The sequence below is a fragment of the Devosia sp. YR412 genome (assembly GCF_900110945.1).
Classification (GTDB): domain Bacteria; phylum Pseudomonadota; class Alphaproteobacteria; order Rhizobiales; family Devosiaceae; genus Devosia.
In genome coordinates, this window is sequence record NZ_FOFL01000001.1 from 951,160 (window position 1) to 973,705 (window position 22,546).

At 62.6% G+C, this 22,546-nt stretch carries 22 protein-coding genes; 12 read left to right on the forward strand and 10 right to left on the reverse strand.

All coding sequences use genetic code 11. The features are described 5' to 3' along the window. Window positions 1-134: 134 nt before the first annotated feature. Entirely contained in the window at window positions 135-422 is a 288-nt protein-coding gene (locus BM045_RS04570; RefSeq protein ID WP_092180055.1) for a hypothetical protein, read from the reverse strand. 170 nt (window positions 423-592) lie between these two features. On the opposite strand from BM045_RS04570, the gene BM045_RS04575 reads away from it, so the two are divergent. Next, on the forward strand, window positions 593-1,261 hold the full coding sequence (locus BM045_RS04575) for a response regulator (RefSeq protein ID WP_092180056.1): 669 nt from the start codon (window positions 593-595) through the stop codon (window positions 1,259-1,261). Beyond that, on the forward strand, window positions 1,258-2,616 hold the full coding sequence (locus tag BM045_RS04580) for a sensor histidine kinase (protein WP_092180057.1): 1,359 nt from the start codon (window positions 1,258-1,260) through the stop codon (window positions 2,614-2,616). The genes BM045_RS04575 and BM045_RS04580 overlap by 4 nt, the downstream gene beginning before the upstream one ends. Window positions 2,617-2,625: 9 nt before the next feature. Here BM045_RS04580 and BM045_RS04585 read toward each other — a convergent pair whose 3' ends face one another. Both BM045_RS04585 and BM045_RS04590 read right to left on the reverse strand, forming a co-directional pair. Continuing rightward, window positions 2,626-3,309, reverse strand: coding sequence for an SDR family oxidoreductase (locus BM045_RS04585; protein ID WP_170848371.1), 684 nt, complete (start codon window positions 3,307-3,309; stop codon window positions 2,626-2,628). A gap of 19 nt (window positions 3,310-3,328) precedes the next feature. Then, window positions 3,329-4,006, reverse strand: a complete 678-nt coding sequence (locus BM045_RS04590) for an SDR family oxidoreductase (protein ID WP_170848372.1) — start codon at window positions 4,004-4,006, stop codon at window positions 3,329-3,331. A gap of 210 nt (window positions 4,007-4,216) precedes the next feature. On the opposite strand from BM045_RS04590, the gene BM045_RS04595 reads away from it, so the two are divergent. Together BM045_RS04595 and BM045_RS04600 are read left to right on the forward strand one after the other, a co-directional pair. Further along, window positions 4,217-5,068 (forward strand): ABC transporter ATP-binding protein, encoded by an 852-nt coding sequence (locus BM045_RS04595; RefSeq protein WP_244522873.1) that lies wholly within the window; start codon window positions 4,217-4,219, stop codon window positions 5,066-5,068. Beyond that, window positions 5,065-5,832 (forward strand): ABC transporter permease, encoded by a 768-nt coding sequence (locus tag BM045_RS04600; protein WP_092180063.1) that lies wholly within the window; start codon window positions 5,065-5,067, stop codon window positions 5,830-5,832. Before BM045_RS04595 ends, BM045_RS04600 begins: the two co-directional genes overlap by 4 nt. 66 nt (window positions 5,833-5,898) lie before the next feature. On the opposite strand, the gene BM045_RS04605 is transcribed toward BM045_RS04600, so the two are convergent. Further along, entirely contained in the window at window positions 5,899-7,086 is a 1,188-nt protein-coding gene (locus BM045_RS04605; protein ID WP_210184976.1) for a M20 aminoacylase family protein, read from the reverse strand. Window positions 7,087-7,231: 145 nt separating this feature from the next. Between BM045_RS04605 and BM045_RS04610 the strand changes: the two genes are divergently transcribed. Together BM045_RS04610 and BM045_RS04615 are read left to right on the forward strand one after the other, a co-directional pair. Continuing rightward, complete coding sequence (locus tag BM045_RS04610; protein WP_092180065.1) at window positions 7,232-8,218, forward strand: ABC transporter substrate-binding protein; 987 nt, start codon at window positions 7,232-7,234, stop codon at window positions 8,216-8,218. Between the two features lie 55 nt (window positions 8,219-8,273). Further along, window positions 8,274-9,200, forward strand: coding sequence for a dihydrodipicolinate synthase family protein (locus BM045_RS04615; RefSeq protein WP_092180067.1), 927 nt, complete (start codon window positions 8,274-8,276; stop codon window positions 9,198-9,200). 67 nt (window positions 9,201-9,267) lie between these two features. Here the strand turns inward: BM045_RS04615 and BM045_RS04620 are convergent, their stop codons facing one another. Then, window positions 9,268-10,695: an MFS transporter gene (locus BM045_RS04620; protein WP_092180069.1), complete on the reverse strand. Its 1,428-nt coding sequence runs from the start codon at window positions 10,693-10,695 to the stop codon at window positions 9,268-9,270. Between the two features lie 42 nt (window positions 10,696-10,737). After that, window positions 10,738-11,427, reverse strand: a complete 690-nt coding sequence (locus BM045_RS04625) for a GntR family transcriptional regulator (RefSeq protein ID WP_092180071.1) — start codon at window positions 11,425-11,427, stop codon at window positions 10,738-10,740. A gap of 174 nt (window positions 11,428-11,601) precedes the next feature. Here BM045_RS04625 and BM045_RS04630 point away from each other — a divergent pair, with 174 nt between their 5' ends. The 5 genes from BM045_RS04630 (at window position 11,602) to BM045_RS04650 (ending at window position 16,490) form a co-directional block, all read left to right on the forward strand. Next, window positions 11,602-12,621, forward strand: coding sequence for a nitrilase-related carbon-nitrogen hydrolase (locus tag BM045_RS04630; RefSeq protein ID WP_092180073.1), 1,020 nt, complete (start codon window positions 11,602-11,604; stop codon window positions 12,619-12,621). A 308-nt stretch (window positions 12,622-12,929) separates the two neighbouring features. Further along, a complete protein-coding gene (locus BM045_RS04635) occupies window positions 12,930-13,934 on the forward strand; it encodes an ABC transporter substrate-binding protein (protein ID WP_170848373.1) in 1,005 nt (334 codons plus the stop codon). A 62-nt stretch (window positions 13,935-13,996) separates the two neighbouring features. Next, entirely contained in the window at window positions 13,997-14,785 is a 789-nt protein-coding gene (locus BM045_RS04640; protein ID WP_092180077.1) for an SDR family oxidoreductase, read from the forward strand. A gap of 94 nt (window positions 14,786-14,879) precedes the next feature. After that, entirely contained in the window at window positions 14,880-15,677 is a 798-nt protein-coding gene (locus BM045_RS04645; protein ID WP_348271228.1) for an ABC transporter ATP-binding protein, read from the forward strand. A gap of 3 nt (window positions 15,678-15,680) precedes the next feature. Then, window positions 15,681-16,490: an ABC transporter permease gene (locus BM045_RS04650; protein ID WP_092180081.1), complete on the forward strand. Its 810-nt coding sequence runs from the start codon at window positions 15,681-15,683 to the stop codon at window positions 16,488-16,490. A gap of 279 nt (window positions 16,491-16,769) precedes the next feature. Here the strand turns inward: BM045_RS04650 and BM045_RS04655 are convergent, their stop codons facing one another. From BM045_RS04655 to BM045_RS04665, 3 genes are all read right to left on the reverse strand, one after another. After that, window positions 16,770-17,747, reverse strand: a complete 978-nt coding sequence (locus BM045_RS04655) for a PDR/VanB family oxidoreductase (protein WP_244522874.1) — start codon at window positions 17,745-17,747, stop codon at window positions 16,770-16,772. 80 nt (window positions 17,748-17,827) lie between these two features. Then, a complete protein-coding gene (locus tag BM045_RS04660; RefSeq protein WP_092180085.1) occupies window positions 17,828-19,159 on the reverse strand; it encodes a Rieske 2Fe-2S domain-containing protein in 1,332 nt (443 codons plus the stop codon). Between the two features lie 10 nt (window positions 19,160-19,169). Further along, window positions 19,170-20,243: a nitrilase-related carbon-nitrogen hydrolase gene (locus BM045_RS04665; protein ID WP_092180087.1), complete on the reverse strand. Its 1,074-nt coding sequence runs from the start codon at window positions 20,241-20,243 to the stop codon at window positions 19,170-19,172. A 252-nt stretch (window positions 20,244-20,495) separates the two neighbouring features. Here BM045_RS04665 and BM045_RS04670 point away from each other — a divergent pair, with 252 nt between their 5' ends. Beyond that, window positions 20,496-21,179, forward strand: coding sequence for a GntR family transcriptional regulator (locus tag BM045_RS04670; RefSeq protein ID WP_092180952.1), 684 nt, complete (start codon window positions 20,496-20,498; stop codon window positions 21,177-21,179). Here BM045_RS04670 and BM045_RS04675 read toward each other — a convergent pair. After that, complete coding sequence (locus BM045_RS04675) at window positions 21,176-22,522, reverse strand: dihydroorotase (RefSeq protein ID WP_092180088.1); 1,347 nt, start codon at window positions 22,520-22,522, stop codon at window positions 21,176-21,178. The two genes, BM045_RS04670 and BM045_RS04675, sit on opposite strands and share 4 nt — an antisense overlap. Window positions 22,523-22,546 lie beyond the last annotated feature (24 nt).

Here is a 22,546-nt window from a genome sequence, read left to right on the forward strand (position 1 = left end):
TGGCCCGGGCGAAAGCCTGAGCCAATCTGGTGGTTTTATGCGACAAAACCGCGGCATTCGAAACCAGCGGGTTGTCGCAGCACAGTATTGGGCAGCAAGCCGCGGACGATAAACCGTCCGCGGCCTTGGCGAAATCAGCGCGAAACAGGCTGCAGCGTCGCGGAATCGTAGAGGCTCATGGAATACGAACCATCGGCACCCGTGGACCACACCATGACATTATTGCCCCATTCTTCGACGCTGCCGACCGACACGCCCTGCGCAACCAGCGCCTCGGTGATGGCCATTTTCGACTCGTCGGTGATGACGGCTGCGTTATCTTCCCAGGTGCTGGCGCTGATGTCTTCTTCGGCGATGGCAACGCTTGACAGGGCGCCCAGCGACAGTGTGGCGGCGACGGCGGCAAATACGAACTTGTTCATTTCATCATTCCTTGGTTGGTGATGAATGCTGTTTCGCGCCGCTGGATTGTCCAAACATTGCGTCCGAAAATTATTCGGAGATCGCTTGCCGGACAGGGGTTTGGCTGGTTGAACCGCCGCAATGCAGGGGCAATGTTGGTCCGCTATCGTCGTCGGATACCGAGGTTTTCATGCGTATATTGCTCGTCGAAGACGAACTGGATCTGGCCAAGGCGCTCATCGCGGCGCTGGCGCGACACGACATTGTGGTCGATCACGTGACCACGCTGGCACTGGCCGAGGAGGCCGCGCATAGCGGCGTGCATAGCGCGGTGATCCTCGATCGGAAATTGCCCGACGGCGACGGGTTGAGCCTTATTCCGCGGCTTCGCGAAATCCAGGAAGGGCTGCCGATTATCGTACTGTCGGCGCTCGGATCGCCCGATCATCGGGTGACGGGGCTGGAGACCGGGGCTGACGACTATCTCGCCAAGCCCTTCCTCGTCGACGAGCTGCTGGCGCGGATCCGCGCAGTGATGCGGCGGCCGGTGCAGATGATGGAGAGCAGCGTCACGGTCGGGCGGCTGAAGTTCGACCTACATGAAAGCGCGGCCATGATCGATGGCGAGCCGCTGGTGCTGCCGCGTCGCGAACTGCTGGCGCTGGACCTGTTGGTGCGGCGCGCCGGCCGGGTGGTCAACCGCTCGGCGCTGGAAGAGGCGGTCTATGGCTTTGACGACGACATCGCCTCCAATACCTTGGACGCACATATCTCGCGACTGCGCCGGAAGCTGACGCCGGCGGGTGTCGAAATCCACGCCATTCGCGGCATAGGCTATCTGCTGCGGGCGCTGCCATGAACAAAAGCGAGTACAAGAATTCGCTGCGACGGGCGCTGTCGAAGGGCCTGATCACCATGCAGGCGCTGGTGCTGGTGGCCTTCACGCTGGCTGCCGCCTTCCCCCTGGTCAACCTCATTGCCAGCAGCCAGGGTCTCGACGACGGGGTTATCGACGACATCGTTAAGTCGCTGCAGAGAACCGAGGCTGGAGAGCTGGCGGTCGATGTGACGCGCGACCTGCAAAAGGTGGTCGATAGCTATCCACAATTCTGGTTCTACGCCGTCGACGCCGACACTAAGACGGTCAGCCTCGGCGCCGTGCCGGAGCAGATGCGGGTGTTTCCCGGCGCGCTGTTGCACATATCCTCGGCCAATCTCAACAATGTGGGCACGCCGGAGAGCCCCTATGCGCTGGTCCGCAGTCGCGAGACCAAGATTGGCAAGGTTTGGATCATGACCGCGGGCGGGCCGCCGGTCTCGTGGCGCCTGTTCACCATCGCCTTTTCCAACCCGTTCTTTGTTGGCCTGCTGCTGTTCCTGACGATCGTTACCCTTCTGACCATTCCGCAGCTGATCCGGCGCTCACTGCGCGGTGTCGAGCAGGTGGCGGCGGAGGCTGAGCGGATCGATATGGGCCAGCATGGCCTGCGGCTGTCGTCGACGGCGGTGCCGGCCGAGCTTATTCCACTGGTGCAGGCGTTCAATGCGGCGCTGGAGCGGTTGGACCAGGGCATTGCCCGGCAACAGCGCTTCATGGCCGATGCGGCGCATGAATTGCGCACGCCGATCGCTATTTTGCAGACGCGACTGGAGCTGTTGCCGCCGAGTGCCGAGCAGCAGCAATTGCTTATCGATGTGGCGCGGCTCTCCAGCATGGCCAATCAATTGCTCGACCTGCATCGCATGGACCTGTCGCCGGCCGATTTCCGGCCGATCGAACTGGTTGATATGGTGTCTCAGGTCACGGCGGATCTAGCGCCGCTGGCCATTGCGGCGGGCAGCGAGATTGCTTTCGAGGCACCAAGAGGGAAGGTCGCCATCGTGGGCGACGCCCCTGCCCTTTCGCGGGCCATTGCCAATCTGATCCAGAATGCTTTGGCGCATGGTGGGCCAAAGGTGGCGATCACTGTCGAGGTCACCGCCGACCGGATGATCCGGGTCTGCGATACCGGCCCGGGCATTCCACCCGAGCATCGCGAAGAGATCTTTTGGCCGTTCCACCGGCTGGCGGTGTTGCAGCAGGGGGCGGGTCTTGGGCTGAGCCTCGTGCAGGATATTGTGCAGCGCCATGGTGGACGGATTTCGGTGTCCGACATGTCGGACGGTGGCGCCTGCTTCGAGATCAGCCTGCCGGCGCCACCAGGCGCCGGCTAGAAGTTTCGACTACCAGGGCACGACCTTGCCGTCGTAACCCCAATGCAGGCCGCTCATTTCGGGCGTGGCGCTGTCGATGACGCTGCGCATGCCGCGGACGGATTCTTCGGGCGTCAGATCGCCGTCGAAATTGGTCATGCGGGTGCTGACCTTGCCGGGACGCAAAGGCAGGCAGATGCAGCCCCAGTCCTTCCAGTCGACCGAGAGGCTGCGCCACATCTGGTTGAGCGCGGCTTTCGAAGCACGATAGGCGAACTGGCCGGGCACCTTGTACTGGCTCATCGAGGCCGCAAGGCTAGAGACGGTGGCCAGCACCTTGCGCTCGCCGAGCTTGAGGTTGGGTTCGAGCAGGGCCGCGAGATGCAGCGGCGCGAAAGTATTGGTGAGCATGATGGGCTCCCAATGTTCCGGCGTGATGGCCTCGGGCGCCAGTTCGGGACCGCTGCCGATACCGGCATTGAGAATGACGACATCGAGGGGACGGCCCTTCAGGCGATTGGCCAGCGCCGCGGCGCTTTTGTCGTCCATGGCGTCATAGCGCATTTCGGTGACGTCATAGCCGAGCAGGGCAAAATCCTTGGCGGCCAAAGGCGTGCGGCTGGCGGCGATGACCTGCCAACCGGCGGCGGAATATTGCTTGGCGAATTCGAGGCCGATGCCCCGATTGGCGCCAGTGATCAAAACTGATGGCATTTTCTGCGATCTCCAGCGCTTACCAGGGCACGTCCGTGCCGTCATATCCGATGATGCGGCCGGCATCGGCGGGGGTCAGGCCTTCGACGACCTTCTTGAGGCCGGCGACGCTGGTTTCCACGGCAATGCCCTTGAAGTCGGTCATCTGGGTGGCGACCATGCCGGGACGGATCAGGCCGCAGGTGATGCCCAGCGGCTTCCATTCCTGGGTGAGCGCGGTCCAGACGGCATTGAGGCCGGTCTTGGAGGCGCGATAGGTATATTGCGTCGCCCAGTTATTGGCCTCGATCGAGCTCATCAGGCTCGACATGGCCAGAGCGATCTTGCGCTCGCTGGCGAGGATATTGGCCTTGAGCGCGCCGGCCAGGGCCAGCGGAGCGAAGGTGTTTGTGCGCACGACGTGGAGGAAATCCTCGCGCGTCACTTCCGCCGGCTTGGCCGCTAGATTGACGGCAATGCCGGCATTGGCGATCAGCACGTCGATGGGTTGGCCGTCGAGCTGCTTGACCAGAGCGGCGATCGAGTCGCCGTCGGTGGCTTCGAGCTGCATGGCGGTGGTGTTGGGAAGGGCTGCGAGTTCGGTGGCCGCAGCAACGTCGCGCGCGGTGCCGATCACCGTCCAGCCGCCTGCGGAAAACTGCCGGGCCAGCTCTAGGCCGATCCCTCTGTTGGCGCCGGATATCAAAAGCGTGGGCATGTTCACCTGACCTATTGGTATAGCGTTGGTATACCTAATTGTGAGCATTGTGCAAGGCGGAGACGGTGGAAAACTGCCCAGAAAGTGCGCGCTGGTGGAAACTGCCTAGCAAGCCAGCATTCGTGCTTGGCAAAATCGGTGCACAGTTGGTATACCTTTGGCACTGACGTCTCTGAAACGTCGTGGAATGATCAAAGGCGCATCTCGCTCATGCTCGCAGTTTCCGACATGCCGACAGGCAAAAACCCCACCCCAGACGCCGACGCTGCGGCGTCGAAGCCGCTCATCGAGCTCTCGCATGTCGGGGTGACCTTTCCCACCAAGCGCGGCGATCCGGTCGTTGCGGTGGAAGATTTCAACCTCAATATCGCCCGCGAAGAAATCGTCTCGCTGGTTGGCCCATCGGGCTGCGGCAAGTCGACGGTATTGCGCATGCTGGCAGGGCTGCTAAAGCCCACCAGCGGCGATGTTTGGATCGGTGGCGATCCCAACCTGCGCGGCTTCTCGGAAGTCGCCATCGTGTTCCAGCGCGCAACGCTCCTGCCCTGGCTGACCATTCTGAAGAACGTGCTCTATCCGGTGCGCGTGCTGAAGGGCCGGGTCGGCGCCGAAGATATTGCGCGGGCGCATGACCTGCTGGCGCTGGTCGGGCTCGACGACATGGCCGAACGCATGCCGCATGAGCTGTCCGGCGGCATGCAGCAGCGCGCGGCGATTGCCCGCAGCCTGATCCTCGACGCCAAGATCCTGCTGATGGACGAGCCGTTCGGGGCGCTGGACGCGCTGACGCGCGAAGACCTGCAGCTCGACCTGCTCGACATTCACGCGCGCACCAAGAAGACGATTCTCCTGGTTACCCATTCGATCAACGAGGCCGTGCTGCTGTCGGATCGCGTGGCGGTGATGTCGGCCCGGCCGGGTCGCCTGCAGGACCTGATCGAGATCGATATTCCCAAGCCGCGCTCGCATGAAAGCGCCGCCCTCCCCGCCTTCATCGAATATTCCCAACGCATCCGCGACGACATCTTCGGACCGCGCGGCCACCGCAAGGCAGTGTCATGAGCTCCACCACGCGCCGCATCCTCGCGCCCCTCTTTACCTTCCTGCTATTCCTCGTCGCCTGGCAAGTGATCAGCTGGGGCCTCAAGGTGCCGGTCTACCTGCTGCCATCACCGCTCGACATCTGGAACGGCGGCATGCGGCTGGGTCCGACCATTTTCAGCAATAGCCTCGAGACGCTGACCACCATCCTGATCGGCTTTGCCCTGTCCTGCGCGGTCGGCATTCCGCTGGGCGTGCTGGTCTCGGTCAACCGGGTGACCTCGGAAGCAATCTATCCGCTGATCGTCTTTCTCAATGCCATTCCGATCGTCGCGATCGCGCCGATCCTCGTGGTGATCTTTGGCACCGACATCACCGCCCGCCTGATCATTGTCACACTGATCGCCTTCTTCCCGATCATGGTGGCGACGGCCAGCGGCATTCTCGATACGCCCGAGGAAATGCTAGACTTGGCGCGCGTCGCCGGCGCTTCGCCTCTGACGGAAATCCTCACCGTCCGCCTGCCGCATGCCGTGGCCTTCATCTTCGGCGGCTTGCGCATCGGCGTAACCGTTGCGGTGGTCGGTGCGGTGGTGGCGGAGTTCGTCAATGCCAACAAGGGGCTAGGGTTCCTCGTGACCTCTTCGACGGCACAGTTCGCCATCCCCACAGCCATGGCCTGCGTGGTGATGCTGGCGATCATCAGCGTGCTGCTCTACGAGAGCGTCAACCTGGTGCACCGCGTGTTCTTCGGCTGGTCGATCCGCCGCGAAGCCGGCCACTGAGACCAAATTCAGCGCAGCAAAAAAGGGCGGGTCCGCGGACCCGCCCTCTGTCATTTGGCCAACACCTCAGTCGACGGTATTGAGTTCCTGGTCGACGATCGACACCCAATAGGCGGCGCCGATGGAGATGATCTCGTCGTTGAAGTCATAACCGGGCATGTGGTTGTTCTTCCACTTGGGATCATCGCCCTGCCCCAGCATGACATTGCAGCCCGGCCGCACCTGCAGCATGTAGGCGAAATCATCGGCGGCATTGATCGGCGGATTGTCGCCATCGACATTGTCCATGCCCGAGACGGCAGCGGCGGCGAGGATCGCCTTGTCGGTTTCGGCGCGGGTGTTGATCAGAGGCGGATAGCCGCGCTGGTAATCGACCGTGGCCGTGCAGCCGCTCATGGCGGCAGCGGCATGGGAGATCTCGGTCAGGCGCTTTTCCAAGAGGTCGCGAATCTCGGGCTTGTGGCAGCGCGTGGTGCCGGTGATAACGATCTCGGAGGGCATGACGTTGAAGCTCATGCCGCCATGCACGGTGCCAATGCTGAGCACGGCGGTTTCGAGCGCAGGCACATTGCGCGAGATGATGGTCTGGATGCCCAGAATCAGCTGCGCCAGGGCGATGGTGGTGTCGGTCGACTTTTCCGGCGCGCCGCCATGACCGCCGGTGCCGTGCAGGGTAATGGTCCAGCTGTCGGCGCAGGCGAGTTGCGGGCCATTGCGGGTGACGAACTTGCCGACCGGCAGGCCGGGCTTGTTGTGCAGCGAATAGACCGCGTCGCAGGGGAAGCGTTCGAACAGGCCTTCCTCGATCATCTTGAGGCCACCGGCACCGCCCTCTTCGGCCGGCTGGAAGATGCAGTTCACCGTACCGGCGAAATCGGGATTGTTCTTCAAGTAGCGCGCGGCGTGCAGCATCATGGCGGTGTGCCCGTCATGCCCGCAGCCATGCATCTTGTTGGGGATGGTCGAGCGATGGGCAAAGGTATTGGTCTCAACCATGTTGAGCGCATCCATATCGGCGCGCAGGCCGACGGCGCGATTGCCCGGGCGGTTACCCTTGATGACGGCAACAAGGCCGGTGCCGGCAATGCCGCGCTCGAACTCGATGCCCCATTCGGTCAGCTTGTCGGCGACGAGCTGGGAGGTGCGGAATTCCTCGTAGCTGGTTTCGGGATGCATGTGGATATCATGCCGGATCGCAATCATTTCCGCCTCATGCGCCTTGAGCGCCTGCATTACCTTTTCCGTATCAATCATGGGTCTCTTCTCAGCTGACAATCGCGAAGTCGCGCGAACTTTAGGCAGAAACGCAAAGCGCTCAAAAAATCCGCTAGACGATACACCTACGGTATTCTAATGGTATGCCAGTTGCAACGGCATCGTAACTGGAAGGGCATCACACATGAATTCGATCCTTAAATCGGCCGGACTTCTCGCTGGCCTCGCCTTGACTCTGCAGACCGGAACCGCTTTCGCGGCCGATGATGTTTCCTTCCAGCTCGACTGGACGCCAGGCGGCATTTCGGCTGCCTATTACCTCGGCGCCGAGAAGGGCTGCTTCACCGAGCAGGACATCAACATCACCATTTCGCGCGGCTATGGCGCGGCTGATGCCGTGACTAAGGTCGCCACCGGCGTGGCCGATTTCTCGGTGACCGACCTCGGCGTGATCATCGGCTCGATCGGCCGTGAAGCCGCTCCGGTCAAGGCCATCCTGCCGATCGTCTCGCTGTCGCCACTGGCCGTCGCTGTGCTGGAAGACAGCCCGATCAAGACGCTGAACGACCTCGAAGGCAAAAAGCTCGGCTCGTCCGTTGGCAATGCTGCGCTGGAATACGTGCCATATGGCCTCGAACTGGCCGGCGGCGACTATTCCAAGGTTGAAGAGGTGCTGGTCGACGGTTCGGCGCTGAACGGCCTGCTGCTCGGTCGCCAGATCGATGCCCTGGCCAGCTACATCACGTCCACGGTCCAGCTCAACACGCTGGCCCAGCAGAGTGGCCTGGCCGTTCGCCCGATCTTCTATGGCGACAAGCTCGACATCTATAACGCTTCGGTCTTCACCTCTGACGCGCTGATCGAAAGCAATCCCGGCCTCGTTGCCCGCTTTGCCAAGGGCGTGCAGTGCTCGTTCGAAGCCGCCGCTGCCGATCCAGACGCGGCCGTTGATGCGATCACCGCTGGCGTCGAAGGCATGCTGCGCGAGACCCAGGTCGATGCCGTTCCCTTCGCCATGACCTTCTCCTTTGGTCCGGACAATGCCGTGTTTGCCGAAAATGGCTTCAAGTGGAACATGGACCGCGTCACCCACAATATCGACGTGGTCGGCAAGGTGCACCACACCACCTATGACCTGACCGCCGAAGACGTGGTCTACACCGCCGAATAATCATCCGAACGCCGCCTTCGGGCGGCGTTCTTCTCTCTACCTAGCGAGTATTTGCATGCCCACCATCTCCGCCGATAGCAAAGGCGTCTATGTCATCGCGGTGACCCCGTTTGACGAAACCGGCGCCATCGACAGCAAGAGCGTCGACAGCGTCAACGACTTCTACTTCGAGAGCGGCGCGGATGGACTGACCATTCTGGGCATGATGGGCGAAGCGCCCAAGCTGACCCAGGCAGAAGCGCTGGATATCACCCGCCAGACACTCGCCCGTGCCGGCGACAAGCCTGTGGTGGTGGGCGTCTCGGCACCGGGTCTCGCAGCGCTTGGCGAATTGACCAAGGCAGTGATGGATCTCGGCGCTGCCGGCGTCATGGTGGCGCCGCCGATGGGCCTGCGCACCAATGAACAGATCACCGGCTATTACGACCAGGTCATTGCCCAGATCGGCACGGACGTGCCGGTCGTGCTGCAGGATTTTCCGCTCTCGACCAATGTGCCGATCAGCATCCCGGCGCTGGGCAAGATCATCGAGGCCCATCCGAGCATTGTCATGCTCAAGCATGAAGACTGGCCGGGCCTGACCAAGATTTCGGAATTGCGCAAGGCCGAGGCCAATGGCCGACGCCGCATTTCCATTCTCTGCGGCAATGGCGGCATTTTCCTGCCCGAGGAAATGGCCCGTGGCGCCGACGGCGCGATGACCGGCTTCGGCTTCCCCGAAATGATGGTCGAGGTCGTGCGCCTGATGGCTGCTGGCGATGTGGACCGGGCGCAGGACATTTTCGACGCCTATCTGCCGCTGGTGCGCTACGAGCAGCAGCCGGGCGCGGGCCTCGGCGTGCGCAAATATGTGCTGGCCAAGCGCGGCGTCATCGCCAGCGCGGCGCAGCGCAATCCAGCAGCACCCCTGCCCCCGACCGGCATTGCCGAAATCGAACGACTGATCGCCCGCCAGGAAAAGCGGCTGGCCGAACTGGGCTGATTTCCCTGCACAAAACAAAGAAAGCCCCGGCATCGCGCCGGGGCTTTTTTATGCGCCGAGGGTTCTTCTATTTGGTGCGGACATAGCCTTCGAGTTCGCGCGGCGGCAGGGCGACGAGAGCCAGCACGCAGAGGCTGAGCAGGCCGGCGGCGACCAGCGAAATCGTCCACATCGGAATGCCGCCCGAAGCGACCGCCTCGCCCTCCATGCGGGTCAGGCCCGAGGCCACTGCCGCGGCACCCACGGCGGCGACGCCGATGGTACCGCCCATGGCGCGCATGAAACCCAGCACGCCGAGCGCGGCACCCATGCGGGCATTGCCGGCGGCATTCTGGGTGGCCAGAGTGAAGATCGGATAGGCCGAGCCGATGCCGAGACCCAGCGCCACCGTGGCGATCTCGACGCCAACCAGGGTAGGCATGAAGGCCAGCACGAGGGTCAAGGCCAGCGCTCCGCAAAGGGCGACGACAGCGGCACCCAGCACCAAAGGCTTGTAGCTGGGATTGAGCAGCAGCAGGCGCGGCGGAATATAGGCGCCCGACATGATGCCGCAGAGCAGGCCGAGAATGGCAAAGCCGGCACCGCTGGCCGAGAGGCCGAATTGCTGCTGGTAATAGAGCGGCAGATAGACCGCCATGCCGATATTGCTGCCCTGGCAGCACAGCAGACCCAACGCGCAGAGCAGGATGGTGCGGTCGGTCAGGATCTGCAGCGGCACCAGCGGCGCCCGCGCCTTGACCATGCGCCAGCCAAAGCCGGCCCAGAAAGTCACTGCGCCGATCAACCAGACTAGCGCCGGAATGCCGGTCTCGGAGACGCCGGTGAAGCCATTGAGCGCCATGACGCTGGTGGTGGTGCCGCCGATCAACAGGCCCGCGCCGATGAAATCGATCGAGCGCGGCTTGGCCACCGTATCGTCGCGGAACAGCGACCAGATGCCGAACAGCACAATCAGGCTGAGCGGCACATTGATCCAGAAGATGGCGCTCCAATGCACATAGTCGGATAGCACGCCGCCCGCTACCGGGCCGAAGATACTGGCCACCGCATAGATAGTGGAAATATAGGCGGAATAGGTGGCGCGGCGGTTCATTGGCACGCGATCGGCAATCACGACGAAGGGCAGTGCGGTGAGGCCACCTGCCCCGGCACCCTGGACCAGGCGCGCGGCCACCAGGGTGGCGAGATTGGGCGACAGAGCCGCGAGGACCGAGCCGGCGAGGAACAGGCCAACGCAAAGATAGAGCGCCAGCCGGCGACCACGCAGGTCGGCAATGGCGCCGAGGATGGGCGAGGCTGCCGTGGCGGCCAACAGATAGGCGGTGGGAACCCAGGAGAGCAATGCGCCGCCACCGAGGTCGGCGGCGATATCGCCCATGGCGGGGCCGACGATGGTCTGTTCCAGCGCCGCCATGAACAGCGCCAGCATGACCGCGCCGATGACAAGGCGCTCCTTGCCGGAGCCGATTTCAGAGTTAATAGAGGCGGTCGTCATGGCGGGCCTTTCAAGCGGCCCGTCGCGGACCTGCGGCAGGGATCAGGAGCGGCGGCGTCCCAGGATGAAATCGATGATGGCGTCGCGCACGTTGTCGAGGTGTTCGGCCATGCGGCGGGCGGATTCCTGCGGATCGGAGCCCATAACCGCGTCGATCAGGCCGAGATGTTCGGAGGCGCCGACGAACAGGCGCTGCGGAATGCGCGAGGTGTTGAAGATATGGGTGCGGCGGCGCAGGTCGCGGATGGAATCGGCCACCAGCGGATTGCCGGCCGCCTGGGCAATGGTGCTGTGCACCAGATCATCCACGGCCCAGTGCTGGCCGGGGGTAATAGTCTCATATTGCGTGAGCTCGTCGATGGCTTCGCGCACTGCCTGCGCCTTGGCGGCATCGAGCCGGCCAGTGGCCCGGGCGGCGGTTTCCATTTCGAGGATGCGGCGCATGTCGAGTAGATTGATGTAGCTCTCGACGCTGACATCGGTGACCACCAGCATGCGGCCATGGCGGCGCGACACCAGCGACTCGTTTTCCAGCCGCGCCAGCGCTTCGCGGACGGGCGTGCGCGAGATGGACAAGAGCTCGGCCAGGCGCCGCTCCTGCAGGATGGCACCGGCGTGCAACTGGCCCGCCAGCAGCAGGTCGAGGATTTGCGTATAGGCGAAATCGCTGAGGCTGACCTCGGACTCGCCACGATCAAGGCGGGCCGCGTCGACAGAATCGAGCAGAACCATAGTGAACCCTCACTTTATACCTTGGTAGACCAAGGATATACCGCCGTCAACGCGACGTATTTAATCTGACTATTACAGTCATATTAATGCATGAACGCAGGGCTTGCAAGTACCGTGTGCCATTGGTATTCCATTGGAACACCTTCCTGCCAACCTTCTGCCTGGAGCTTACAAATGGCGATCAAACCGTGGCGCGCCACATGCATTCAAATCGACAGCAAGGTGGCCAGCAATGCCACGACCAAGGCAGAGACCTGGGCGATCATCGACGAGAACATGGCCGTCGCCATTGCCAAGATCGAGGAAGCCTGCACCGGGCCGAACCCGCCCAAGCTGGTGGTGTTGCCTGAATTTGCCTTCCAGGGTCCGCCACGCGCCACGCCAGTGAGCGAATGGATCGAGCGCGCCTGCGCCGCCATTCCCGGCCCGATCACCGAAACGCTGGCCGACGTTGCCCGCAAGTTCAACATCTACATCGCCGGCAACCACTTCGAGGTCGATCCCAAGTGGCCTGACCGCTATTTCAACTCGTCCTTCCTGCTCGACCCCAAGGGCGAAGTGATCCTGCGCTACCGCCGCATCAACACGGCCAGCTGGACGTCGCCGCACGATATCATCGAGGAATACCGCGAAGTCTATGGTGAAGACGGCATCTTCCCGGTGGCCGATACGGAACTGGGTCGCATGGCCATCTTCCCTTGTGGTGAAGTCGCCTCGCCGGAACTGTCTCGCGTCTTCATGCTGCGCGGCGCCGAAATCCTGCTGCACCCGTCCAACGAGCCGGCCAATGCCCGCGCCGACGCGGCCAAGATCTGCCGCGCCGCCGAAAACATGTGCTACCTGATCAGCACCAATATCTCGGGCAGCATCGGCTTCTCCGACACCGAGCGTGGTGGCCACTCGCAGATCGTCGACTTCAACGGCAATTACATTGCCTTCGAAAAGAGCGACAAGCCGAGCGTCGAGTGCTCGGCGATCATCGACGTGGATGCCCTGCAGACAGCCCGCCGCGACACCAATATGGGCAATGGCCTGCTGCGCACGCGCTTTGAAATGTACCGCCAGTATTATGCCGAGGCCGATATCTACCCCGCCAACCAGCTGGGCGAGAAGGCTTTCGAGACCTATGCCGAACTGACCCCGGTGCATCAGCAGGCAATCGCCAATGCCGAAAAGGCCGGCATCCTGCGCTAAGCAGCCAAGCTCGGAAAATCATTATGGCCCGGAACCCCGCGTTCCGGGCCTTTTTGTTTGATATCCGTAAGATGCGACATATCTCGGCACGCATATTGCATTGCTGTCGGCAGCCCTGCCGCGCCGCGCCATCACTGCGTAATCCGGATGCAGGCTGCTCCAGCGAGGATCACCAAAACGCGCCAGATTGCACAAATTATAGACAGCAAATTCCACTGCCCAATGTTCCGACAAAGCAGATTGACACGTGATATTCCGTTGGCATACCGTTCGAATGCCATCGGGAAAATGGTGTTTAGGGGATGCAAATGAATCACACTCTATTGCGCGCTTTCGCTCCGGCTCTGAGCCTCGCCATGCTGAGCGCCACAAGCCTGACGGGCGCATACGCCCAGGACCTCGAACAGATCAGCCTGCGCCTGGCATGGATTGCCGGTGGCGTTGATGCGCCTCTGTTCATGGCAGATGCCAAGGGTTATTTTGAAGAAGCCGGCATCGATATCGACATCGTTGACGGCAATGGCTCGACCGGCACCATCCAGGCCGTCGGCGCCGGCGACTTTCCGATCGGCATTGCCGGTCTGGGTGTCGTGGCCCAGGCCCAGCAGACCTCCGGCTCCAGCGATCTGATCGTGGTGGCCGGCCTGCTGCAGAAGGATCCGACCTCGATCATCAGCCTCGAAGGCTCGGGCATCACCACGCCCAAGGATATCGAAGGCAAGCGGCTCGGCACCGATGCCGGCAATTTCGAAGACGGCATGATCAAGGCTTTTGCCGCCGCCAATGATGTCGACCTGGACAAGGTCGAGGTTGTGGTCATTAACGGTGGTGGCGACCGCGTCGCCCTGCTCAATGGCGACGTCGACTTCATCAACGGCTGGGCCAATCCGGATGGCGACAAGGTTGCCGAAATGAAGCCGATCTCGCCGCCGCTGCTGTTCGCCGACTATGGCGTCAACATCATCGGTTCGAGCGTCGTGGTCCGCAAGGACTGGCTGGCCGAGCATGGCGAGCTGATGAAGGGCTTCCTTGCAGCGCTGCAGAAGGGCAAGGCCGATGTTGCCGCCAATCCGGAAGAGGCGCTGGCCATCTTCATGGAAGCCCGCCCCGACTCCGACGAAGCCCAGATCGCCCTCGAGCTCAAGGTGATGCCCGCTTACGAGCACACCGCTGCTTCCGAAGGCAAGCCTTATGGCTGGGTCGCCGAGGCCGACATCCTGCAGACCATTTCGCTGCTCGAAGAATATAGCGAAATGAAGCCTGGCCTGACCCCTGCCGGCATCTATGACGGCAGCTTCCTGCCGGCCGAATAACACGCTCCCGGGCGGCATCGAGACCGATGCCGCCCTAGCTCTTTTTGACTGAATGGCGACGCATGTATCTTGGACTAGACGACAAACACGCATTGGTATTGGGCGCCAGCCAGGGGTTGGGGCTCGCTTCGGCGCAAGCCCTGCTCAACGAAGGCGCCCGCGTGACGCTGAGCGGCCGCTCGCCGGAGCGGCTGGAAGCAGCCCGTGCCGCCCTGCCCACCGAACAGCAGGCCCGCTGCTTTCTTGCCGTGGCCGACCTGGCCCATCCTGATGCCGCCGGCCTCATTGCCGCGCAGGCGCGCGCCTCGGGCGGCGCTATCGACATTCTCGTCAACAATACCGGCGGCCCGCCGCCCGGAACGCCGAGCAGCATCACCACCGAAGCCATGGCGACCCATTTTGCCAGCATGGTGCAGCCCGTCGTGGCGCTGACGCTCGACCTGATCGTGTCGATGCGCGAACGCGGCTGGGGTCGTATCTTGACCATCGCCTCGAGCGGCGTGGTGCAGCCCATTCCGCACCTGCCGATGTCCAATGCCCTGCGCTCGACGCTGGTAGGCTTCATGAAGAGCTTGGCCGGCGAAGTGGCCGGTGATGGCGTCACCGTCAACATGGTGCTGCCGGGCCGTATCGCCACCGGCCGCACCGCCTCGATCGACGCCGGTCAGGCACAAAAGAGCGGCACGCCGGTGGAAGATATCGCCAAGGCATCCACCGCGACCATTCCGGCCGGTCGCTATGGCACGCCCGAAGAATTCGCCGCTGTCGTCGCCTTCCTCGCCAGCACGCAGGCCAGCTACGTCACCGGCAGCATGATGCGCGTCGATGGCGGTGCCATCCGTTCGATCTGACCACCACCGGGCGGTAGCCCCGCCCGGTTCCATCTGGCCTTCGGGCCGCAGGGGAGATTGGCCGAGAGGCCTCTAGCAGCACATGGACGTCACGGTGGCACCAGAAACGACGCAGGAAACCCATATTTCAATTTCCGGCGTGTCCAAGACTTTCCAGACCCGCAATGGCACCGTGCAGGCCTTGCAGAATATCGACCTCAACATCCAGAAGGGCGAGTTCGTCTCGGTGCTCGGCCCCAGCGGCTGTGGCAAGAGCACGCTGATGATGCTGCTGTCGGGCCTCGATACGGTCAGCACCGGCCGCATCACCGTGGGCAAGAAGCATATCGATAAGCCCAATCCCGACGCCGGCGTGGTGTTCCAGCAGGACGTGCTGCTCGAATGGCGCAGCGCGCTGCAGAACATCCTGATCCAGGCCGAAATCCGCAAGTCGGACATGGGCGAGGCCACCGAACGCGCCCGCCAGCTGCTCAAGATGGTGTCGCTGCAGGATTTCGAGAATGCCTATCCCAAGGAACTCTCGGGCGGCATGCGCCAGCGCGTCTCGATCTGCCGCGCCCTGTTGCACAAGCCGCCATTGCTGTTGATGGACGAGCCCTTCGGCGCGCTCGACGCCATGACGCGCGACCAGTTGCAGATCGACCTGCTGCGGCTGTGCTCGGAAAGCGACATGACGGTGTTCTTCATCACCCATTCGATCGCCGAGGCCATCTTCCTCAGCGACCGCGTGGTGGTGATGTCCCCGCGCCCTGGCCGGATCGAGAAGATCATCGATATCGACCTGCCGCGGCCGCGGCGCCTTGCCATGCGTGAGGACCCGCGATTCATCGAATATACCCGCGAACTCACCGACATCTTCAAGAGCCTCGGCGTGTTCCGGGAGGAGTATTAAGTCATGGCAGTCCTCGCTGAACCAACCGCCACGCCCGCGGCGCGCGGCAACCCGGTGCTCCGTATCCTGGGCAAGGTTTCGCCCTCGGCCTGGAGCCTCTTGGTCATTCTCGTGCTTTGGGAACTCTCGGTCCGCATCGGCAATGTGCCGGCCTATATGCTGCCGGCACCATCGCAGATCTTCCAGGAATTCATCGACTACGGCCATCGCCTGCTGCCCAATGCCGGCGTGACGCTGTTCGAAGTGCTGCTCGGCTTTACCCTGTCGGTGCTGATCAGCATTCCGCTTGCCGTGCTGATCGTTTATTCGCGGCCGATCGAGCGGATGATCTATCCGCTGATCGTCTCCAGCCAGACGGTGCCCATGGTGGCCGTGGCGCCGCTGCTGCTGACCTGGTTCGGCTATGGCATGACGCCCAAGATCGTCATCGTCATCCTCCAGACCTTCTTCCCCATCGTGGTCAACACGGTGATGGGGCTGAATTCGGCCAGTCGCGAGATGATCTATCTCGCCAAGTCGATGGGTGCGTCCAACTGGCAGGTGTTCTGGAAATTCCGCCTGCCGCAGGCCCTGCCCTCGATCTTTGCGGGCCTAAAGCTGGCTACCGCCATGTCGGTGATCGGCGCCATCGTTGCTGAATTTGTCGGCGCCAATGCCGGCCTCGGCTATGTCATCCTCGTCGCCGGCGCCAGCTTCAACATAACGCGCCAGTTTGCAGCGATCATCCTGATCATTCTGATCGGCGTGGTGTTCTTCGCAGTGCTGGAACAAGTGGAAAAGCTTGCCATGCCCTGGCGGCGTATTGCGCGGTAAGTTCAAGCACATGAATTGATCGAGGGGGCCTCCGGGCCCCCTTTTTCGTTTGGGCACCAGAAAGATCGTGCGTAGCCCGACCCCCACCCGACCCCTTTGGGGCCGCCCTCCCCACAAGGGGGAGAGAGAAGAAAGATCGAGACCGCGAAACGATGGCTTCCCTCCCCTGAATGGTGAGGGATCGAGGGTGGGGTGATGACTGGCCACCGAAGCCACCGCCCCAAACAAAAAGACCCGGTGCTTGCGCACCGGGCCAGTTGGGACTTGCGGCAGGAACGTCTAGAGATCGAGCACCAGGCGACCGGATTTGGCGCCGGAGCAGCAGATCATGATCAGCTTGTTGGAATCCTTCTCGCGGGTCGAAAGGACATTATCCTTGTGGTCGCATTCGCCTTCCAGCACGACCGTCTCACAGGTGCCACAGACGCCTTCGCGGCAGGAATGGGCCACCGGCACGCCATTGGCTTCGAGCACATCCATGATGCTTTCGCCGGCCTTGACGAAGAATTCCTTGCCCTGACGCTTGAGCGCTACGGTGAAGTCACTGGTGGGCTTGGCATTGGTGCCGGCGAAATGTTCCACATGCACATTGTCTTCCGGGCGCCAGCCGGCCGAGGCCTTGAAGGTCTCGATCATGCGCGAGGGGCCGCAGCAATAGACATGCGCCGCCTTGGGAATGCCGACCGCGAGCTTCAGCAGCGGCATGACCTTGCCCTCGACGTCGTCGAAGTGGAAATGCACCCGGCCCGGCGCCGCGGCATCGAGCGCTTCGAGCTCGGCCACGAAGGCTGCGCTGGAGCGGTTGCGCGCGGCATAGAACAGCTTCCACGGCTTGCCGAGGCTTTCGAGGCGACGGATCATCGCCAGCATGGGCGTGATGCCGATGCCGCCGGCGAAGAAGGCGCTGGTTTCGGCGTCGTCGACCAGCGGGAAAGTATTGTGCGGCGGGTCGACCGGCAGCACGTCGCCGACCTTGAGCTGTTCGGCAATATAGGCCGAGCCACCACGGCTGGCAGCATCGCGATTGACCGCGACGATATAGCGATCCGTGGTTTCGGGACCATTGGTCAGCGAATAGGAACGGCTGAGATCGCCCGGCAATTTGAGATTGATATGCGCGCCCGCGCTGAATGGGGGCAGCGGCGAGCCATCGGCGGAGACCAGCTCAATGGCACGGATGGTTTCGGCGACGAGGGTGATGGAGGCCACGCGCATGGTCAGCGCCTTGGCATCGGCCGGCGTATGATGTTCGGACACGGAGGCGGCTCCGGCTTCTTCAATGTGGGTCACGGGATCCGGCGCAAATGCGCCGGATCCAAGGGTGAGGCCTTCGCTCATTATTCGGCTGCGGCCATCTTGGGCTTGTAGCCCTTGACCTCGGCCATCTTCTCTTCATAGCCGTCGAGCCAGTCGGTGCCATAGGGAACGACAATGTCGCCGCCGCGGGCATCGCGGGCGTATTCAGGGTGATCGACGAAGTCGGGCAGCTTGCCGGTCGCGGCATATTCCTTGGCCGCATCGAGCATGACGCGACGGGTCAGGATCACCATGCGGTCGGACGCAGCGAGGTGCTCCATTTCGCGATCGACGACATAGCCCATGGATTCCTGGATCATCTGGTCCTGCATCGGCACGCCGACGACGCCGGTATAGCTGTCGCCATTGCGCTGCCATTCACGGTCGATGCCATAGTCGTTGGAGCGATCCTTGACCGGGCGCCAGCGGCCCTTCCAGTCGGTGGTGTTGGGCAGGTATTCAAGCGGACGGGCCAGGCCTTCGACGGGGGTGCCGTCCTTGTACTTGAAGCCCTTCTTGCCGCCACCCGACGCGCGACGCAGGTCGATGTTGAAGATCATCGTCGAGGTGTCGTCGATCGGCACCCAGGCATTGGCCGTCACGGCCTTGTCCAGTTCGCCGCCGGGATAGGTGACCCAGAAGGGGAAGAGGTAGGAGGCGAAGCGATGGTGCTCGGTGCCTTCAAAGGCATTGCGCTGGGCCGAATACATGGTGCCGTATTTGGTGACGGTCACGTTGATCTTGGGCGCCTTCTCGGTGACGGTGAAGACTTCCGGATCCGACAGGTCGAGCTTTTCGCCATCGATGCCGCCGACATGCAGGAAACCGAGATGCGAGGTGTCGATATCGCCTTCCAGCGCCTGCATGTAGTTGCAGTCGCGGTGGGTCAGGGCGATGTTGCGGTCATCGGCTTCGCCGTGAATGGCTTCGATTTCTGGCAGTTCCGGCGGGTTTTCCTGACGCTCGCCCATATAGGCGAAGACGATGCCGCCCGATTCCTTGACGCGATAGGCAATGGCCGGGGTGCCGGCCGGATACTTGGACTTGTCTTCGAGATTGGGTTGATCGAGGCACTTGCCGGTGACGTCGAACTTCCAGCCGTGATAAGCGCAGCGGATGCCGCCCAATTCGTTACGGCCGAAGAACAGCGAGGCGCAGCGATGCGGGCAGCGGTGATCGAAGACGCCGACGCGGCCTTCGCTATCGCGGAAGGCGACCAGCTTTTCACCCAGGATCATCAGGCGCACGGGGTCGCCATTCTGGATCAGTTCGGACGACAGGCAGACCGGCAGCCAGAACTGACGGAAGAAATTCCCCATCAGCGTACCCTTGCCGACCTGGCTCAGCTGTTGATTTTCTTCTGCGGTAATCATCTCGGATCTCCTAGTGAGCAGATTGGGCCACGGGCTCGGAAGCGCCGGGCGGCAATGGGGTGAGAATACTGGCCTGTTCCATATTGGCGCGAGCCGTGGCGATGGCGGCGCGGGTCTGCGCGGTGTCCACCATCGGGGCGTCGAGGAAATGGTCGGGCGGATAGAAGCGTGCGGCCTCATAATAGGGCACGTACATTTCGTAGCGGGCGCGTAGCAGCGGATTGGCAAGGCCGGTATCGGTGCGGCGATCGCGGCGCAAAGCCTCGATATCGATCAGCGCCGAGACGGCAATGCTTTCGCCATCGTCTTCCTGGAAGGCCAGGGTATTGCCGTGGTGGTCGATGATATGCGAGCGGCCGCCGGGTATGGAATTGTCGGGCGAGAAGCCGATCGGGCCGGCGACATTGGCGCTGACCAGATAGGTCATGTTCTCGGCAACCCTGGCGAGCTTGGCGGCTTCCTGCGCATCGGTGCGCTTGGAATTGGTCGGGTGCAGGATCACTTCGGCGCCCTGCATCATCATCACGCGCGCCACTTCGGGCACCGAGATTTCGCCGCAGGGAATCAGCGCCAGCTTGCCGAGACGGGTCTCGACGACGGGGAAGACGTCGGACTGTGGCGTGACTTCGAGATAGCGCGACATGAAGTCATGCACCGAGGGGAAGGCCGCGGTGTTGACGCGACGGTAGTTGAGAATGATCTCGCCGCTATCGTCTATCAGGAAGGAGCTGTTGAAATAGCGGCCAGCCCATTCGGGCGGCGCTTCGAACATATTGCCGGCAATGAAAATGCCGTGGCGCTTGGCCAACTCCTGCAGGGGTGCGGTCAGGGGGCCAGGGATGGACGAACAGGCGCGGGCAATCCACTCTTCCACCTTCATATGCAGCGGCGGGCCCTGCATGGCGAATTCCGGAAACACCACCAGATCGGGCTTTTGCTCGGAGGCGCAGGCCTCTTCGATCATGCGGACCAGCGTTGCGACATTGCGGGCGATCACCGCCTGGGCGGCCTCGGCGCTTTCAGCCTGGGAGGCTCGCTCGCTGCGCATTTGAATGCTGGTTGCCCGCCAGGTCTTGATCGCCATAAGCCACTCCCGGTGCCTGGCGCACGAATTGCACGCCATTGGTATACCATAGGTTTAACGTGTGATGATCGGCTTGCCAAGCCCTATCGCGGCGATGGCTAGTACAATTTTCGGCAGTGGATAAAGCTGCCCCGAAATCGGGCATATTTCGGGAGGGCATTTAGTTGTGGGATGGCATACCGCGACTATCCCAAAAGTCTTCCAAGCCCCGGCGGCACAGGCTATGACAACAACCCAAATGGGAGCGCCAAAATGGCTGAGATTGCCGAGCCACTGAATGCAAATAGTCTGCTGCAGGGCGATCGCCCAAATCTGACCGAGCAAGTCTATGAACAGTTGATCGACATCCTGATCCGCGGCGAACTTCAGCCCGGCGACGTGATTGTCGAGCGCAAGATGGCGGAACGACTCAATGCGTCGCGCACCCCGGTGCGGGAGGCACTCGGCCGACTTGAAGCGGAAGGCCTGGTTTACAAGCAGCCGAGCCGCGGCGTCACCGTGAGCCCGTTTTCCACGGAAGCCTTTGTCGAACTGCTCAATGTACGCCAGCTGCTGGAAGCTGAAGCGGCGCGTCTCGCCGCCGGTCGCATTCCGCAGGAGAAGATGGACGCCATCCGCGCGGCGCTACAGGATCTCGGCAAGCAGGCCAAGCCGAGCCTCAGCGATATCTGGGATGTCGACGACATGCTGCATGGCGCGGTTGCCGATGCGGCGGGCAATACATTGCTCGCCGGCATGATCCGCGACCTGCGCCGCCGCACCCATGTGTTCAACGCCTATCGCAATCCGATCAGCCCGAAGTTCGGCGTGGAGGAAAACACCTCGCTGCTCGACGCGATCGCCAGCGGCGACCAGCAGCGGGCGCATGATGCCATGGCCGAGCATATCGAAAGCGTGCGCGTCGCCATCATCGACCGGCTGTCAGGCTCGCGCTAGCCGCGCGGCACGAAGCGGCCGAGCCCGTTTGCCTCGGTGACAAACTGGCCATCCCACACCTGCTGGCCGCGCACAAAAGTTGCGGCTGGCGTGACGGCGAATTGCTGGCCGTCATAGGCGCTCCAGCCCGGCCCGAGCGGATTGCGCCTTGCGTCATAGATCATCGGCTCGACGGCCAGCACGGCGACATCGGCGTCAAAGCCCGGTGCCAGCTGGCCCTTCCGGGACAGACCAAAGAACTCTGCCGGCTTGCGGCAGAGGTATTCGGCGGTCATCTGGGAGGCAGCGTCAAAACCCTTGCGCCGCGCCGCTTCGGTGAAGAAGGCCGGCAGCATGGCTTCGAGGCCCGGCATGCCGGCAGCCACGTCGAAGATCGATGCCGTGGTCTTGCGCTCCAGCGGCCAGGCGCTGTGGTCGGATGACACGAAAGTCGCGCCGCCGCTTTCGAGGATTTCCCAGAGCCGATCGACCTCGCCTGAGCGGATCGGCGGATTGACCTTGAGCAGGCCACCGAGCCGCGCCATGTCGGGCGCTGCGTCAAACAGCAGGTAATGCACGCACATTTCGGCCGTCGCATTGACGCCGCGGGCTTGGTAGTCAGCAACCAGATCAAAGCCGTCGGCCAGTGAGATATGGACGATATGGGCATGGGCTTCGGTCGAGGCGGCCAGTTCGAGGAAGCTGGCGGTCGCGGTCAGCTCAGCCACCGGCGGACGGCTGTCGCTGTGATCCTCGGGCTTGTTGCGACCCTCGGCAATGAATTGCTTGGTCGTCGCGGCGACGATCTCCTGGTCTTCATTGTGCAGGCCAAGCGGCAGGCCCCTGCCCTCCAGCGCCTTGAGCAGGGTCAGTGTCGCCGAATTGCCGATGCGGGGAAAGCGCTCGGGATGGGCCTCGAAGGAGGAAATCTTGAAGGCGCAGACGCCGCCGGCGACCAGGTCCTCGACATGCTCGAGATTTGGCGTGGTGGGCACGGTGCCATAGAGCGCCACGTCGCAGACGGAAAGTGCATTGATCGCCGCGACCTTTTCCGCCAGCACAGCGCCAGTGGTCACCGGCGTCGGATGGTCATAGGGCATGTCGACAATGGTGGTGACACCGCCCATCACGGCGGCGTGGCTGGTCATGGTCATGCCGGCAAAACCGATCTGGCTGCCGGCATGGGTCTGGCCATCAACGGCGCCGGGCAAGAGCAATGCCGTGCCGAAATCGCGAACCTCTGTTGCCTGCGGGCGGGCGCCGGTGCCCACCGCGGCAATGCTGCCGCCGGTGATCGCAACCCAGCCATTGTCGAGAATGGCAGATGGCGTCACCACGCGCCCGGCAAGCAGAAGATCGAACATTTGGTGCTCCTTTGACCCGCAAAT